Annotated in this window: 17 protein-coding genes; 8 read left to right on the top strand and 9 right to left on the bottom strand. The window is 56.2% G+C overall.

All coding sequences use genetic code 11. The features are described 5' to 3' along the window. Window positions 1-133: 133 nt before the first annotated feature. The 7 genes from thiH to rsd all read right to left on the bottom strand — a co-directional run bounded on the left by thiH (window position 134) and on the right by rsd (window position 6,350). Window positions 134-1,267, bottom strand: coding sequence for a 2-iminoacetate synthase ThiH (gene thiH, locus OLG56_RS20585; protein ID WP_061377633.1), 1,134 nt, complete (start codon window positions 1,265-1,267; stop codon window positions 134-136). After that, a complete protein-coding gene (gene thiG / locus OLG56_RS20580) occupies window positions 1,264-2,034 on the bottom strand; it encodes a thiazole synthase (protein WP_061377634.1) in 771 nt (256 codons plus the stop codon). Before thiG ends, thiH begins: the two co-directional genes overlap by 4 nt. A 1-nt stretch (window position 2,035) precedes the next feature. Continuing rightward, a complete protein-coding gene (thiS, locus tag OLG56_RS20575) occupies window positions 2,036-2,236 on the bottom strand; it encodes a sulfur carrier protein ThiS (RefSeq protein WP_001529312.1) in 201 nt (66 codons plus the stop codon). Next, a complete protein-coding gene (locus OLG56_RS20570) occupies window positions 2,217-2,975 on the bottom strand; it encodes a HesA/MoeB/ThiF family protein (protein WP_000999766.1) in 759 nt (252 codons plus the stop codon). The genes thiS and OLG56_RS20570 overlap by 20 nt, the downstream gene beginning before the upstream one ends. Next, complete coding sequence (gene thiE, locus OLG56_RS20565; RefSeq protein ID WP_000284625.1) at window positions 2,968-3,603, bottom strand: thiamine phosphate synthase; 636 nt, start codon at window positions 3,601-3,603, stop codon at window positions 2,968-2,970. The genes OLG56_RS20570 and thiE overlap by 8 nt, the downstream gene beginning before the upstream one ends. Beyond that, entirely contained in the window at window positions 3,603-5,498 is a 1,896-nt protein-coding gene (gene thiC, locus OLG56_RS20560) for a phosphomethylpyrimidine synthase ThiC (RefSeq protein ID WP_061377635.1), read from the bottom strand. The genes thiE and thiC overlap by 1 nt, the downstream gene beginning before the upstream one ends. Before the next feature lie 363 nt (window positions 5,499-5,861). Further along, window positions 5,862-6,350 (bottom strand): sigma D regulator, encoded by a 489-nt coding sequence (gene rsd, locus OLG56_RS20555; RefSeq protein WP_000934315.1) that lies wholly within the window; start codon window positions 6,348-6,350, stop codon window positions 5,862-5,864. A 92-nt stretch (window positions 6,351-6,442) separates the two neighbouring features. Between rsd and nudC the strand changes: the two genes are divergently transcribed. The 6 genes from nudC (at window position 6,443) to OLG56_RS20525 (ending at window position 10,797) form a co-directional block, all read left to right on the top strand. Beyond that, complete coding sequence (nudC, locus tag OLG56_RS20550; RefSeq protein WP_000373961.1) at window positions 6,443-7,216, top strand: NAD(+) diphosphatase; 774 nt, start codon at window positions 6,443-6,445, stop codon at window positions 7,214-7,216. A 40-nt stretch (window positions 7,217-7,256) separates the two neighbouring features. Continuing rightward, window positions 7,257-8,321, top strand: coding sequence for a uroporphyrinogen decarboxylase (gene hemE / locus OLG56_RS20545; RefSeq protein WP_000137620.1), 1,065 nt, complete (start codon window positions 7,257-7,259; stop codon window positions 8,319-8,321). A 9-nt stretch (window positions 8,322-8,330) separates the two neighbouring features. Beyond that, window positions 8,331-9,002 carry a deoxyribonuclease V gene (gene nfi, locus OLG56_RS20540; RefSeq protein ID WP_023136955.1) on the top strand — a complete coding sequence of 224 codons (672 nt, stop codon included), beginning with the start codon at window positions 8,331-8,333 and terminating at the stop codon, window positions 9,000-9,002. A 41-nt stretch (window positions 9,003-9,043) separates the two neighbouring features. Further along, complete coding sequence (locus OLG56_RS20535) at window positions 9,044-9,634, top strand: YjaG family protein (protein ID WP_000940092.1); 591 nt, start codon at window positions 9,044-9,046, stop codon at window positions 9,632-9,634. Window positions 9,635-9,820: 186 nt separating this feature from the next. Beyond that, a complete protein-coding gene (hupA, locus tag OLG56_RS20530) occupies window positions 9,821-10,093 on the top strand; it encodes a nucleoid-associated protein HU-alpha (protein ID WP_001044509.1) in 273 nt (90 codons plus the stop codon). Between the two features lie 11 nt (window positions 10,094-10,104). Further along, on the top strand, window positions 10,105-10,797 hold the full coding sequence (locus tag OLG56_RS20525; protein ID WP_061377636.1) for a DUF1481 domain-containing protein: 693 nt from the start codon (window positions 10,105-10,107) through the stop codon (window positions 10,795-10,797). 41 nt (window positions 10,798-10,838) lie between these two features. Here OLG56_RS20525 and zraP read toward each other — a convergent pair whose 3' ends face one another. After that, the gene (zraP, locus tag OLG56_RS20520) at window positions 10,839-11,294 is read right to left on the bottom strand and encodes a zinc resistance sensor/chaperone ZraP (protein WP_000828129.1); all 456 of its coding nucleotides are present in this window, start codon (window positions 11,292-11,294) and stop codon (window positions 10,839-10,841) included. 253 nt (window positions 11,295-11,547) lie between these two features. Here zraP and zraS point away from each other — a divergent pair, with 253 nt between their 5' ends. Together zraS and zraR are read left to right on the top strand one after the other, a co-directional pair. Then, window positions 11,548-12,945 carry a two-component system sensor histidine kinase ZraS gene (gene zraS / locus OLG56_RS20515; RefSeq protein WP_001550243.1) on the top strand — a complete coding sequence of 466 codons (1,398 nt, stop codon included), beginning with the start codon at window positions 11,548-11,550 and terminating at the stop codon, window positions 12,943-12,945. Between the two features lie 5 nt (window positions 12,946-12,950). Then, window positions 12,951-14,276: a sigma-54-dependent response regulator transcription factor ZraR gene (zraR, locus tag OLG56_RS20510; protein WP_000617940.1), complete on the top strand. Its 1,326-nt coding sequence runs from the start codon at window positions 12,951-12,953 to the stop codon at window positions 14,274-14,276. Here zraR and purD read toward each other — a convergent pair. Further along, window positions 14,273-15,562 (bottom strand): phosphoribosylamine--glycine ligase, encoded by a 1,290-nt coding sequence (gene purD, locus OLG56_RS20505; protein WP_061377637.1) that lies wholly within the window; start codon window positions 15,560-15,562, stop codon window positions 14,273-14,275. The two genes, zraR and purD, sit on opposite strands and share 4 nt — an antisense overlap. Window positions 15,563-15,565: the final 3 nt, after the last annotated feature.

Here is a 15,565-nt window from a genome sequence, read left to right as displayed (position 1 = left end):
AGGAAGGGATACTTTGCCCTGGTCAGCTTCTGTTGCTGACGATGACAAAATAAAAAAACGGGAGGTCGATAACAATCTCCCGTTTTCACATTACGTACTCGCTTGTGAAATACTAATGCGTTTACATACGGGTTCACCGCATTTGCGAAGTGCGCCCCAGCCAACTGTCCCAGTCTTTCCAGACGGGCTGTAACCCTTGCGCGCTTAACGCGCTTGCTACGGCTTCAGGCCGACGGGCATCGTGGGGAGAAAACTGCTCCAGTTCCGGATGATCGTCAGCGTAGCCACCGGGCTGGGTTTTCGAGAAGGCGCTAACGTTGTTGATCGCCAGCGGGATCACGTTATCGCGAAACCACGGCGATTCGCGGGTGGAGAGTGATAATTCAATTTCCGGCGCCAATAACCGGAAAGCGCAAATCGTTTGCACCAGTTGCTTTTCATCCATCACAGATGCGGGTTCCACACCGCCAGTACACGGACGCAGACGCGGGAAGGAAACAGAATAGCGACTCTGCCAGTAGTGTTTCTGCATCCACAACAGATGTTCCGCCACCATATAGCAGTCCACCCGCCAACTGTCAGAAAGCCCAATCAGCGCGCCAAGACCGATTTTGTCGATACCTGCCCGGCCTAACCGATCCGGCGTTTCCAGCCGCCAGAAAAAGTCCTGTTTCTTTCCCTTCAGGTGATGCTGTGCATAGATTGCCTCATGGTAAGTTTCCTGATAAACCATCACGCCATCGATCCCCAGCGTTTTGAGCTCCGCATAGTTTTCTTGCGACAAGGGCTGGACTTCCATCTGTAATGATGAAAATTGACGGCGGATAGCCGGTAAATGACGGCGAAAATAGTCCATTCCTACTTTGGCCTGATGTTCGCCAGTCACCAGCAACAGATGCTCAAAGCCCAGTTTACGGATAGCATCGCACTCCCTTTGAATATCCACCTCATCCAGCGTTTTACGCTTAATGCGGTTGCTCATCGAGAAACCGCAGTAGGTACAGTCGTTGGCGCACAGGTTCGAGAGATAAAGCGGCACATAGAAACTGACGGTGTTGCCAAAGCGCTGGCGGGTAAGTTTTTGCGCGCGCTGCGCCATCGGTTCCAGATAATCGGCGGCGGCGGGGGAGAGCAGCGCCATCAAATCGTCCCGGCTAAGATGCGCTGCGTTCAGCGCGCGCTCCACGTCGGCGGCGGTTTTACCGTTGATACGCAGGCGAATATCGTCCCACTCCAGTTGCCGCCATCGGTCGGTGAAGGTTTTCATGCTAACGCCTCCAGAAACCCGGTGAGCGGGCTGGTGGCGCTGGCCTGCGAACTTTTGCTTCCTGGCACAGCCTGGCGCGCCAGTACTCCCGCTTCTACAGCCAGGCGGAAAGCGGTTGCCATCATCACCGGGTCATCCGCCACGGCAATCGCGGTGTTAACCAGCACCGCATCAGCGCCCATTTCCAGCGCTTGCGTCGCGTGGCTGGGGACGCCGATCCCGGCGTCGACCACCACCGGCACGGTGGCCTGCTGGATAATAATCTCCAGCATCGCTTTGGTTTCCAGCCCCTGATTCGAACCGATGGGCGCGCCAAGCGGCATCACCGCCGCGCAGCCGACCTCTTCCAGCCGCTTGCACAACACCGGATCCGCGCCGCAGTAGGGCAGCACCACAAAACCCTGCTTCACCAGCGCCTCGGCGGCTTTTAGCGTTTCAATCGGGTCCGGCAATAGCCAGCGGGCGTCCGGGTGGATTTCTAATTTCAGCCAGTGGGTACCCAGCGCTTCACGCGCCAGTTGGGCGGCGAAAATCGCCTCTTCGGCAGTTTTCGCCCCTGAAGTATTGGGCAGCAGCGTGACGCCCGCTTCAATGAGCGGCATGAGGATAGCGTCGTTGTGCTGACGTAAATCCACGCGCTTCATCGCCAGCGTCACCAACTGGCTGCCGGAGGCGCGAATCGCCTCGACCATCAGCTGCGACGAAGCAAATTTTCCGGTGCCGGTGAACAGATGTGAATTAAACGTTTTGTCGGCAATACGTAACATCTCAACCTCCTGCTATAACGTGAAAAAGCAGGATCTGGTCGCCTTCCTGCACGATATGTTGCCGCCATTGCTCGCGTGGCAGGATCTGCTGATTGAGCGCCAGCGCCACGCCCGGTTTAAGCTGATTAAGCGCAGCAAGCAGCTCACTGACGGTTTGCCCTTCGGCGCACTGCATCGGTTCATCATTGAACTGAATCTGCATGTTGCCCTCCGCAGACCGGACAGCCGCTGGCACGACGCAGCGCCAGGCTGCGCCACTGGCTGGTTTTACCGTCAAACAGGCGTAGCTCGCCACTCGGCGTTTCCATCCCGCTGAGTAATTTGATTGCCTCCAGCGCCTGCAAAGTGCCCATCACGCCAACAACCGGTCCGACGATACCGGCGGTACGGCAGTTGCGTTCAGGCTCGACATCGTCCGGCCACAGGCAGCGGTAACAGCCTTGTTCCCACGGTGGTGTGAGGACCATTAGCTGGCCGCCAAAGCCGACGGCGCTGGCGGAAATTAACGGAGTGTTGAGCGCCACGCAGGCGGCGTTAATTTCCTGGCGCGTGGCCATGTTGTCGGTACAGTCGAGCACTACGTCGGCACGCGCGACCGCATGTCGGAGCGCCTCGCCTTGCAGCCGCTGTTGGAGCGACACCAGTTCGATATCCGGGTTGAGCCGTGTCAGGCGCTGCCGGGCAACCTGAGATTTTGAACCTGCGATATCATCGGTGGTAAATAGAATCTGGCGCTGCAAATTGCTCAGATGAATGTCGTCATCGTCTACCAGCGTCAGTTTGCCGATGCCTGCTCCCGTCAGATACAGCGCGGCGGGTGAACCCAACCCGCCTAAACCCACGATCAGGACATGACTCGCGAGCAACTTTTGCTGGCCTTCAATGGCGATATCGCCGAGCAGGATTTGCCGGCTGTAGCGCATAAAGTCACGGTCATTCATCGCCGACTCCTGCGATTGCAAGTAACTGTTGCGTAGCGGCGCGCCAGTCGGCGGCCTGGGTGATGGCGCTGACCACGGCAATACTGCCGACGCCGGTCGCCAGCACCGCCGGAGCGCGTTCAAGGCTGATGCCGCCAATCGCCACGGTGGGGTAATCCGCCAGACGTTCAATATGCCGCGCCAACTGCGCCAGCCCCTGCGGGGCGGAAGGCATCTGCTTGGTTTGCGTCGGGAAGACGTGGCCGAGTGCGATATAAGAAGGCTTAGCGGCGAGCGCGATGTCTATCTCCATATCATCGTGAGTGGATACGCCCAGGCGTAGCCCCGCCGCCTGAATCGCCTCCAGGTCGGTGGTTTCAAGGTCTTCCTGGCCCAGATGCACGCCGTAAGCGCGGTGCTTAATTGCCAGACGCCAGTAATCGTTGATGAACAGCCGGGCGTCATAACGACGCCCCAGTGCGATGGCGGCGATAATGTCCGCTTCCACCTCTTCATCGCGTTTATCTTTGATACGCAACTGGATCGTGCGCACGCCCGCCTCCAGTAGACGCTCAATCCATGCCACGCTGTCCACCACCGGGTAAAGTCCGAGACGGAACGGCACGGTCGGGAAATCAGGCTGGTACATCAGGCCTCCTCCCGCTTGAGATAAATTTCGCCGCCTTTGGCGCGGAAGTTTTCCGACATATCCGCCATGCCGACTTCAATGGCTTGTGCGGCGGCGTAATCACGAACTTCCTGGCTGATTTTCATTGAGCAGAATTTCGGCCCGCACATCGAGCAAAAGTGCGCCACTTTGCCGGACTCTTGCGGCAGGGTTTCATCGTGCCAGGCGCGGGCGGTGAACGGGTCGAGCGCGAGGTTAAACTGGTCTTCCCAGCGGAATTCAAAGCGCGCTTTCGACATCGCGTTATCGCGAATCTGCGCGCCCGGATGCCCTTTGGCTAAGTCAGCGGCGTGGGCGGCGATCTTGTAGGTGATCAGCCCCTGCTTCACATCTTCTTTGTTCGGCAGGCCGAGATGCTCTTTCGGCGTCACGTAACACAGCATCGCACAGCCGAACCAGCCGATCATCGCCGCGCCAATGCCGGAGGTGAAGTGGTCATAGCCCGGCGCGATATCGGTAGTCAGCGGCCCTAAGGTGTAGAACGGCGCTTCATGGCAGTGCTCCAGCTCTTCGGTCATGTTGCGCTGAATCATATGCATCGGCACGTGGCCCGGGCCTTCAATCATCACCTGCACGTCGTATTCCCAGGCGATTTTGGTCAGCTCGCCCAGCGTATGCAGCTCGGAGAACTGCGCTTCGTCGTTCGCGTCCTGAATCGATCCCGGTCGCAGGCCGTCGCCCAGCGACAGGGAAACGTCGTAGGCGGCGCAGATTTCGCAAATCTCGCGGAAATGTTCGAACAGGAAGTTCTCTTTGTGATGGGAGAGACACCACTTCGCCATGATCGAACCGCCGCGCGAGACAATGCCGGTCAGGCGCTTGGCGGTCATCGGCACGTAACGCAGCAGCACGCCCGCGTGAATGGTGAAGTAGTCGACGCCCTGTTCGGCCTGCTCCAGCAGCGTGTCGCGGAAGGCTTCCCAGGTAAGATCCTCGGCGATCCCGTTGACCTTTTCCAGCGCCTGGTAGATCGGCACCGTGCCGATTGGTACTGGGCTATTACGCAGGATCCACTCACGGGTTTCGTGAATATAGCGCCCGGTGGAAAGGTCCATTACCGTATCCGCCCCCCAGCGCGTCGCCCACACCAGTTTTTCCACCTCTTCTTCGATAGAGGAGGTCACCGCCGAGTTGCCGATATTGGCGTTGACCTTCACCAGGAAGTTGCGGCCAATAATCATCGGCTCCGATTCCGGGTGGTTGATGTTGGCGGGGATGATGGCGCGTCCGGCGGCGACTTCATCACGCACGAATTCCGGGGTGATGTTTTCCGGCAGGCGTGCGCCAAAGCTCATCCCCGGATGCTGGTGGCGCAGTACTTCACTGCGAATGCGCTCGCGGCCCATATTTTCACGGATGGCGATGAACTCCATTTCGGGAGTGACGATCCCGTTGCGGGCGTAGTGTAACTGGGTGACGCGCTTGCCCGCTTTAGCGCGTTTTGGCGTCAGCAGGCCGGTAAAACGCAGATCGTCCAGGCCATCGTCGGCCAGACGTTCTCTGGTATAAGCCGAGCTACGGTCGTCTAATTCTTCGCTATCGTTACGTGCGTCAATCCATGGCTGGCGCAGTTTCGCCAGACCCTGCTGGACGTTAATCGCCACCTCAGGATCGCCATAGGGGCCGGAGGTGTCGTACACCGGCACGGCTTCGTTCTCTTCAAACTGCGGGTTGTCTTTGCTGCCGCCGATGAGCGTTGGGCTAAGTTGAATTTCGCGCATCGGTACGCGAATATTATGCTGCGAACCGGTCACGTAGATGCGTTTCGAGTTGGGAAAGGCAGTCCCTTCCAGCGTATCGATAAAATGCTGGGCTTTAGCGCGCTGCTCGCGGCGGGTTAACGTTGTTGTAGACATAGCTCATTCCAAAAAATTAAGGACGTGGCTTGTCAGACGACGGATGGAGTAATGGATGTGCGCCGCCCGTAAAGGCAGCAGCATAAAGCAGAATTACTCTTGTTCCCTTCGCAGGTATTAACCTGATCAGGTTCCGCGGATCCCGAATTAACGGTCTCAGCCTTTTCCACTTCATCCTTCGCGCTGCCTCTTCGTTGGCTTCGTCCGCTCACTCCAGTCACTTACTTATGTAAGCTCCTGGAGATTCACCGACTTGCCGCCTTGACGCATCACGAACGCTTTTGTGGAAAATTAGCACTCCGACAAGATAACCGCCCCTCCGAAGAGGGGGCTGAAGTAAACTACCCGTTACTCGCGCAGAACTCAAGCGGGACGTTTGACTCTGGCGCCGTCGTGCATCGCGTCAAACACCAGCATAATCAGCTTGTCTTCCAGCACAAAGCGGGCTTCCAGCGCTTCGCCGATATCTGACAGAGCTTGTTGAAATTCGAGACAATTATCGTGATCGATGGCAGTTTCCAGGCTGGTGTCGTAATAATCCATAATGCGCTGCGTATTATCTTCCAGCAGCGGCCAGATTTTTGCCGCATGTAAAAGCTGACCGTTTCCTTCCAATTTATGGAGAATACGTTCATAAATACTGAAGTGCCCGGCGGAAAGGTAATCGACCAGGCTCTGACAAAAATCATCCAGCGCTTTTTCATTCAGCCGCATGTACGATTCTTTGCCAGGCTTAATGCCAACCAGATTGTAGTAAGCCACGAGCAGGTGCTTACGTACATCCAGCCAGCGATCGACCAGTTTGTTGCTTCCGCCAACGCGCTCCGTCAGGTTTTCCAGCTGGTTTAGCATGATTGTCTCCGCAAGTTAGATAAAGGCTGCTCGCCATGAATGTAAAAATAATGTTAACAACATGCCAGTGAAGCAAAGGTAGTGCAAGAGCTATGGATCGTATAATTGAAAAATTAGAGAGTGGCTGGTGGATCGTCAGCCATGAACAAAAATTATGGTTGCCGTATGGGGAATTACCACACGGGCTGGCGGCAAATTTCGATCTTGTGGGGCAGCGCGCACTCCGGATAGGTGAATGGCAAGGCGAGCCCGTCTGGCTGGTGTTACAGCATCGACGCCATGATATGGGATCGGTTCGCCAGGTTATCGATCAGGATGCCGGGTTGTTCCAACTGGCGGGACGTGGCGTACAGTTGGCGGAGTTTTATCGGTCGCATAAATTTTGCGGCTATTGCGGGCACCCTATGCACCCGAGTAAAACCGAATGGGCGATGCTGTGCAGCCATTGCCGCGAGCGTTACTACCCGCAAATCGCCCCCTGCATTATTGTTGCGATCCGCCGTGAGGATTCTATTCTACTTGCCCGGCACGTTCGCCACCGCAACGGCGTGCATACGGTACTGGCCGGGTTTGTTGAAGTCGGCGAAACCTTAGAACAGGCGGTCGCGCGAGAGGTAATGGAGGAGAGCGGCATTAAGGTGAAAAATCTGCGCTATGTGACTTCCCAGCCGTGGCCTTTCCCGCAGTCGTTGATGACCGCTTTTATGGCGGAGTATGACAGCGGCGAGATTGTCATCGACCCGAAAGAGCTGCTTAACGCTAACTGGTATCGCTATGACGATCTGCCGCTACTGCCGCCGCCGGGCACCGTCGCGCGCCGTTTGATCGAAGATACGGTGGCAATGTGTCGGGCTGAATATGATTGACATGTTACACTGGGCGCATCAACGCTAAAGGAATGTAAAAATGACCGAACTCAAAAACGATCGTTATCTACGTGCGCTGCTGCGCCAGCCCGTTGATGTTACGCCAGTGTGGATGATGCGCCAGGCGGGCCGTTATCTACCGGAGTACAAAGCCACTCGCGCTCAGGCGGGCGATTTTATGTCGCTGTGCAAAAATGCCGAACTGGCCTGCGAGGTCACTTTACAGCCGCTGCGCCGTTATCCGCTTGATGCGGCGATCCTTTTCTCGGATATCCTGACGATTCCGGACGCGATGGGCCTGGGGCTCTATTTTGAAGCCGGGGAAGGCCCGCGCTTTACGGCTCCTGTCACCTGCAAAGCCGATGTCGATAAGCTGCCCATTCCCGATCCGGAAGATGAACTGGGTTATGTGATGAATGCAGTGCGTACGATTCGCCGCGAACTAAAAGGCGAGGTTCCTCTGATCGGCTTCTCCGGCAGCCCGTGGACGCTGGCGACTTACATGGTGGAAGGCGGCAGTAGCAAAGCCTTCACGGTGATTAAAAAGATGATGTACGCCGACCCGCAGGCGTTGCATCTGCTGCTGGATAAGTTGGCGAAAAGCGTCACGCTGTACCTCAACGCGCAAATCAAAGCGGGCGCGCAGTCGGTGATGATTTTCGACACTTGGGGCGGCGTGCTGACTGGCCGCGATTACCAGCAGTTCTCCCTCTACTACATGCATAAAATCGTCGATGGCCTGCTGCGTGAAAACGACGGTCGCCGCGTGCCGGTAACGCTGTTCACTAAAGGTGGCGGTCAGTGGCTGGAGGCGATGGCGGAAACCGGCTGCGACGCGCTGGGTCTCGACTGGACGACAGATATCGCCGATGCGCGCCGTCGCGTTGGCCATAAAGTGGCGCTGCAGGGCAATATGGACCCCTCGATGCTGTATGCGCCGCCGGCACGGATCGAAGACGAGGTAGCGACTATACTTGCTGGTTTCGGTCAGGGAGAAGGGCACGTCTTTAACCTTGGACATGGCATCCATCAGGATGTGCCGCCAGAACATGCTGGCGCATTTGTGGAGGCAGTGCACCGACTTTCTGCGCAGTATCACAGCTAAGGAGTTAGTATGGATCTCGCGTCGTTACGCGCTCAACAGATAGAACTTGCTTCATCGGTTTGCCGCGAAGATCGGTTGGACAAAGATCCGCCAGCGTTTATCGGCGGGGCGGACGTCGGTTTTGAGCAGGGGGGCGAGGTGACGCGGGCGGCGATGGTATTGCTGAAATATCCGTCGCTTGAACTGGTAGAGTACAAGGTGGCGCGTATTGCCACCACTATGCCGTATATCCCCGGCTTTCTCTCTTTTCGTGAATATCCTGCGCTGCTGGCGGCGTGGGAACAGCTCTCGCAAAAGCCCAATTTGCTGTTTGTGGACGGTCACGGTATTTCGCATCCGCGTCGGCTTGGCGTCGCCAGTCATTTTGGACTGTTGGTGGACGTGCCGACCATCGGCGTAGCGAAAAAACGGCTATGCGGTAAATTTGAACCACTTTCCGCCGAACCTGGCGCACTTAGCCCCTTAATGGATAAAGGCGAGCAACTGGCGTGGGTATGGCGCAGCAAGGCGCGCTGTAATCCGCTGTTTATCGCGACAGGGCACCGGGTCAGTACTGACAGCGCGCTGGCGTGGGTACAGCGCTGTATGAAAGGGTATCGCCTGCCGGAGCCGACACGCTGGGCGGATGCCGTCGCTTCCGGGCGTCCGGCGTTTGTTCGTTGGCAAGAAATTCAGCGCTGATTCAGGTAAACTGCCGCTAATTTCCGATTCGAGATTCTATCATGTTACAAAACCCGATTCATTTGCGTCTGGAGCGGCTGGAAAGCTGGCAGCACGTTACCTTTATGGCCTGCTTGTGCGAGCGCATGTACCCGAACTACGCCATGTTTTGCAAGCAGACGGAATTCGGCGACGGACAGATCTACCGTCGCATTCTGGATCTGATCTGGGAAACCCTGACGGTGAAAGATGCAAAGGTCAATTTCGATAGCCAACTGGAGAAGTTTGAAGAGGCAATTCCGGCAGCTGACGACTATGATCTGTACGGCGTTTACCCGGCGATTGACGCCTGCGTCGCATTAAGCGAATTAATGCATTCTCGTCTTAGCGGCGAAACGCTGGAACACGCTATTGAGGTTAGTAAGACTTCTATTACTACGGTGGCGATGTTGGAAATGACTCAGGCTGGTCGGGAAATGACCGATGAGGAGCTCAAAACGAACCCTGCCGTTGAACAGGAATGGGATATTCAGTGGGAAATATTCCGACTTTTAGCCGACTGCGAAGAACGCGATATTGAACTGATAAAAGGGCTCAGGGCAGACCTGCGCGAGGCTGGTGAGAGCAATATCGGTATAAATTTTCAGCAATGACACCAGAAAACGTGATTTAACGTCTGATTTGTCGTGCCATAAGGCTTCCCTTATGCCCCCCGTCTGGTCTACATTTGGGAGGCGAAAAAAAGTGGCTATCGGTGCGTGTATGCAGGAGAGTGCTTTTCTGGCATTTCCGTCGCACTCGATGCTTAGCAAGCGATAAACACATTGTAAGGATAACTTATGAACAAGACTCAACTGATTGATGTAATTGCAGACAAAGCAGAACTGTCCAAAACCCAGGCTAAAGCTGCTCTGGAATCCACTCTGGCTGCTATTACTGAGTCTCTGAAAGAAGGCGATGCTGTACAACTGGTTGGTTTCGGTACCTTCAAAGTGAACCACCGTGCTGAGCGCACTGGCCGTAACCCACAGACCGGTAAAGAAATCAAAATCGCCGCCGCTAACGTACCGGCGTTTGTTTCTGGTAAAGCGCTGAAAGACGCAGTTAAGTAAGACGCGTAGCTGTGAACAGTTTTATCGAAGGGGCTCGTCAGCCCCTTTTGTCTATCTGGCGTCGCGCGTTTCTGTTTTCTGGCGCGCTGTTGCTGACTGCCTGCAGTCATAACGCTTCACCGCCTCCGTTTACTGCCAGCGGCTTTGCCGGCGATCACGGCGCGGTGCGTATCTGGCGTAAAGATACGAACGATGAAGTCCATCTGCTTTCTGTTTTTAGCCCGTGGCATAGCGGCAGCACGACGACCAGCGAATATCGTTGGCAGGGTGATACGCTTTCGCTTATTGAACTCAATATTTACAGCAAACCGCCAGAACATATTCGCGCGCGTTTCGACGCTCATGGCGAACTCAGTTTTATGCAGCGTGAAGTTGGGGGGCAGAAGCAGCAGCTTTCCAACGATCAGATTGCCTTGTATCGCTATCGCGCCGAACAAATCCGTCAGACCAGCGACGCCTTGCGCCTGGGGCGGGTCATACTACGCCAGGGACGCTGGCACGCCGACCATACGGTAACCACCTGTGAAGGTGAAACGCTGAAACCGGATCTGGATTCCTGGGCAATAAGCCACATTGAGCGCCGCCAGAACCGCTCATCGGTAGAGGTGAGCGTAGCATGGCTGGAGGCGCCGGAAGGATCGCAACTTTTGCTGGTGGCGAATTCAGATTTCTGTCACTGGCAGCCGCAAGCGAAAACCTTTTGATGGAATACCGAATGGCGAAGCCGCCATTCGGCAAACATGCTTTACCAGTTTCCCATACCCATATGACCGCCGCCGCGATGATAACCGCCGCCATAGCCGCCGCAACCGCCATAGCCCATTCCTGCGCCGCGTGGTATGCCAGCCTGCGCCATCGCGACATCCCGTTTCACGCGTTGCTCATCTAACTTCTGGCCTAATGACTCCATCTCTTTGGCAACCGCATTAATTTTCGCAGTATCCGGCGAACTGGCGGTCAGTAGCGCGTTATATTCATAACGTTTGGATATCAGTTGCTGGCGCAGCGCGCTGGTCTGCGTATAGTAATCATCATAAATCTTCTGCGCCGTCGCCTGCTGTTCCGTGGTCAACGGGCTACCTCCCTGTTGCCACATACCGTCATTGTTGCCCCAGTGATGTCCGGCGAAGGCGGCGCCGGAGCTCAGGGCCAAAAGAGAGAGGGCGATTAGCGCGATAGCTGATTTATTGTTCCGTTTCATTTTGCGTTCTCCTGTTGCTCATCTTATCCTCTCTCTTGCATCTTCCGTGCCAGGTAACTATTCCTTGTCGGGCAGCGAGTTAACCCGCTTCAGGCGGCAAAAAGCGAGTAAAAATGACTCGCATGACCCGCCTGGCGAGTCATTTTTACCCACCCGTATCCGAAAGGGTGTGCGACAACGCGCGGTTATGCGGAGCGCAGAATGGCATGATCTCTGCTTAAGTAAGGAAAATAAAAACGAGCCGGGGAAGCCTGTGAGTTTTATACGATTACATAAAGATGCCGCTGCAACGTGGTTGAGTCGGCTGTTACCTGCGGCGATCTTCATTCTGGTGGGGCTATTTTCCATTATGGTCATTCGCGACTATGGCCGTGAGAGCGCTGCCGCCAGGCAGACGCTGCTGGAAAAGGGAAATGTACTCATTCGCGCTCTGGAGTCCGGCACGCGAGTAGGTATGGGAATGCGGATGCATCACGCGCAGCAGCAGACATTGCTGGAAGAGATGGCGGGTCAGCCAGGCGTGTTGTGGTTCGCCGTAACGGATGCGCAGGGGGTAATCATCACTCATAGCAACCCTGGCATGGTGGGCAAATCGCTCTATTCCCCATCTGAAATGCATCAACTAAACCCCGGGCCGCAGGAGCGTTGGCGGCGTGTCGACGTTGCTGCTAACGGCGAGACGGTGCCTGCGCTGGAAATTTACCGTCAGTTCCAGCCGCTTTTCGGTATGAGAGGTCACGGTATGAGGGGGCACGGCATGGCGCGTAGCGCCAATGATGACGAACCAGCGAAACAAACTATTTTTATTGCCTTTGACGCCAGCGAGCTGGCCGCGACACAGGCAAGGGAGTGGCGTAATACGCTGATTGTTTTGTCTGCGTTAGCGGCGGTGCTGTTGGCAACGTTACTGGCGTTTTTTTGGCATCAGCGTTATCAGCGCTCGCACAGAGAACTGCTTGATGCAATGAAGCGTAAAGAAAAGCTGGTGGCGATGGGGCATCTGGCGGCGGGCGTCGCGCACGAAATTCGTAACCCGCTCTCGTCCATCAAAGGGCTGGCGAAATACTTTGCCGAGCGCACGCCAGCCGGCGGCGAGTCGCATGAACTGGCGCAGGTGATGGCCAAAGAGGCCGACCGTTTGAACCGGGTGGTAAGCGAATTGCTCGAACTGGTAAAGCCCGCGCATCTGACGCTCCAGACGGTTAACCTCAATGATATTATTACTCACTCCCTGAATCTGGTCAGCCAGGATGCCCAAAGCAGAGAGATTCAGTTGAGATTCACGGCGAATGAGACGCTTAAGCGTATTCAGGCTGACCCGGACAGGCTGACTCAGGTGCTGTTGAATTTGTACCTGAACGCTATTCATGCGATTGGCCGCCAGGGAACGATTACCGTAGAGGCAAAAGACAGTGGGACCGACCGCGTTATCATCACTGTTACCGATAGCGGGAAAGGGATCGCCCCGGATCAGTTGGAGGCGATTTTTACACCTTATTTTACGACCAAAGCTGACGGGACAGGCCTGGGGCTGGCGGTGGTGCAAAATATCATCGAACAGCATGGCGGCGCGATTAAGGTGAAAAGTATTGAGGGTAAAGGCGCGGTCTTTACTATCTGGTTGCCAGTGATAGCGAGACAACAGGATTAACAAGGGTGATACGCGGAAAAATCGATATTCTGGTTGTGGATGATGATGTAAGCCACTGCACGATTTTACAGGCTCTGCTTCGGGGTTGGGGCTATAACGTCGCTCTGGCCTACAGTGGGCATGATGCGTTGGCTCAGGTGCGTGAGAAAGTCTTTGATCTGGTACTGTGCGATGTGCGTATGGCGGAGATGGACGGTATCGCCACGCTGAAGGAGATTAAAGCGCTCAACCCCGCCATTCCGATTTTGATTATGACGGCATTCTCCAGCGTGGAAACGGCGGTAGAGGCGTTGAAAGCCGGCGCGCTCGACTATTTAATTAAACCGCTGGATTTTGACCGTCTGCAGGAGACGCTGGAAAAGGCGTTGGCGCATACGCGGGAAACGGGCGCTGAATTGCCATCGGCGTCGGCTGCGCAGTTTGGCATGATTGGCAGCAGTCCGGCGATGCAACATTTACTGAATGAAATCGCGATGGTCGCACCATCAGACGCCACGGTATTGATTCACGGAGACTCCGGCACGGGTAAAGAGCTGGTGGCGCGGGCGCTACACGCCTGTAGCGCCAGGAGCGATAGACCGCTGGTCACGCTCAACTGCGCCGCGCTTAATGAATCGCTGCTGGAGTCTGAGCTGTTCGGACACGAAAAAGGCGCGTTTACCGGCGCGGATAAACGTCGGGAGGGACGCTTTGTCGAAGCTGACGGCGGGACATTGTTTCTTGATGAAATCGGCGATATCTCGCCGTTAATGCAGGTACGTTTGCTGCGGGCGATTCAGGAGCGCGAAGTGCAACGCGTGGGAAGTAACCAGACGATATCTGTGGATGTTCGGTTAATTGCCGCTACCCACCGCGATCTGGCGGAAGAGGTGAGTGCCGGTCGCTTTCGCCAGGATCTCTATTACCGCCTGAATGTGGTGGCGATTGAAATGCCTTCTTTGCGCCAGCGTCGGGAAGATATTCCGCTACTGGCAGACCATTTTCTGCGGCGTTTTGCCGAACGTAACCGCAAAGCGGTGAAGGGGTTTACGCCGCAGGCGATGGATCTGCTGATCCACTACGACTGGCCGGGCAATATCCGTGAGCTGGAAAACGCTATCGAGCGGGCGGTGGTGTTGCTAACGGGAGAATACATTTCTGAACGCGAATTGCCTCTCGCTATTGCCGCGACGCCGATAAAAACGGAATACAGTGGTGAGATCCAACCGTTGGTCGATGTGGAAAAAGAGATCATTCTGGCGGCGCTGGAAAAAACGGGCGGCAACAAAACGGAAGCCGCCCGCCAATTGGGCATTACGCGCAAAACGCTGCTGGCTAAACTCAGCCGTTAGTTTTGCTCACGCTCGATGGCGCGCCAGCCGATGTCGTTACGGCTGAAGCTGCCGTCCCAGCGGATGTCGGTCATCAGGGCGTAAGCGCGTTTCTGCGCCTCAGCCACGGTGTGACCCAGCGCGGTGGCGCACAGGACGCGTCCGCCGCTGGTCAACACGCGGTCGTCATCGGCGAGTTTGGTGCCCGCGTGGAAAACCTTACCGTCAGCCACTTCTTCCAGCGGCAGACCGTGGATCTCGTCGCCGGTGTTGTAGCTGCCCGGATAACCGCCCGCAGCGATCACCACGCCTAATGAAGCGCGCTCGTCCCACTCGGAAGTTTTCTCATCCAGCTTGCCGTCACAGGCGGCGAGGCAAAGATCCACCAGATCCGACTTCATGCGCAGCATGATCGGCTGGGTTTCCGGATCGCCGAAGCGGCAGTTGAACTCGATAACTTTCGGGTTGCCCTGCTTGTCGATCATCAGACCCGCATACAGGAAGCCGGTGTACGTGTTACCTTCCGCCGCCATGCCTTTCACGGTTGGCCAGATGATGCGTTCCATGGTGCGCTGATGCACTTCATCAGTTACCACCGGCGCCGGTGAGTAGGCCCCCATACCGCCGGTGTTCGGGCCGGTATCGCCGTTGCCTACGCGTTTGTGGTCCTGACTGGTAGCCATCGGCAGCACGTGTTCGCCGTCGACCATCACGATAAAGCTCGCTTCTTCGCCGTCGAGGAACTCTTCAATCACGATGCGGTGGCCTGCATCGCCAAAGGCGTTACCTGCCAGCATGTCCTGCACGGCGGCTTCGGCTTCTTCGAGCGTCATCGCCACGATAACGCCTTTACCCGCAGCCAGACCATCGGCCTTGATGACGATCGGCGCGCCTTTCTCGCGCAGATACGCCAGGGCAGGCTCAATTTCGGTGAAATTCTGGTATTCCGCCGTCGGGATCTGGTGACGGGCGAGGAAATCTTTGGTGAACGCTTTGGAGCCTTCCAGTTGGGCGGCCCCTTCGGTTGGGCCAAAGATCTTCAGACCCGCCGCGCGGAACGCATCGACCACGCCGATCACCAGCGGCGCTTCCGGGCCGACGATGGTCAGATCAATCTTCTCGTTCTGGGCAAAGCTCAACAGCGCCGGAATATCTGTGACGCCGATAGCCACGTTCTGCAACGCGGGCTCCAGCGCGGTACCGGCGTTACCCGGTGCGACAAAAACGGTATCAACCAGCGGCGACTGTGCGGCTTTCCAGGCCAGCGCGTGTTCGCGACCGCCGTGACCAATGACTAAAACTTTCATCGT

Source organism: Salmonella sp. 2018103, from assembly GCF_026247685.1.
Taxonomy (GTDB): domain Bacteria; phylum Pseudomonadota; class Gammaproteobacteria; order Enterobacterales; family Enterobacteriaceae; genus Salmonella; species Salmonella enterica.
Note: the sequence above shows the minus strand (reverse complement) of the source record. Positions and strands in the feature narration are given on the sequence as shown.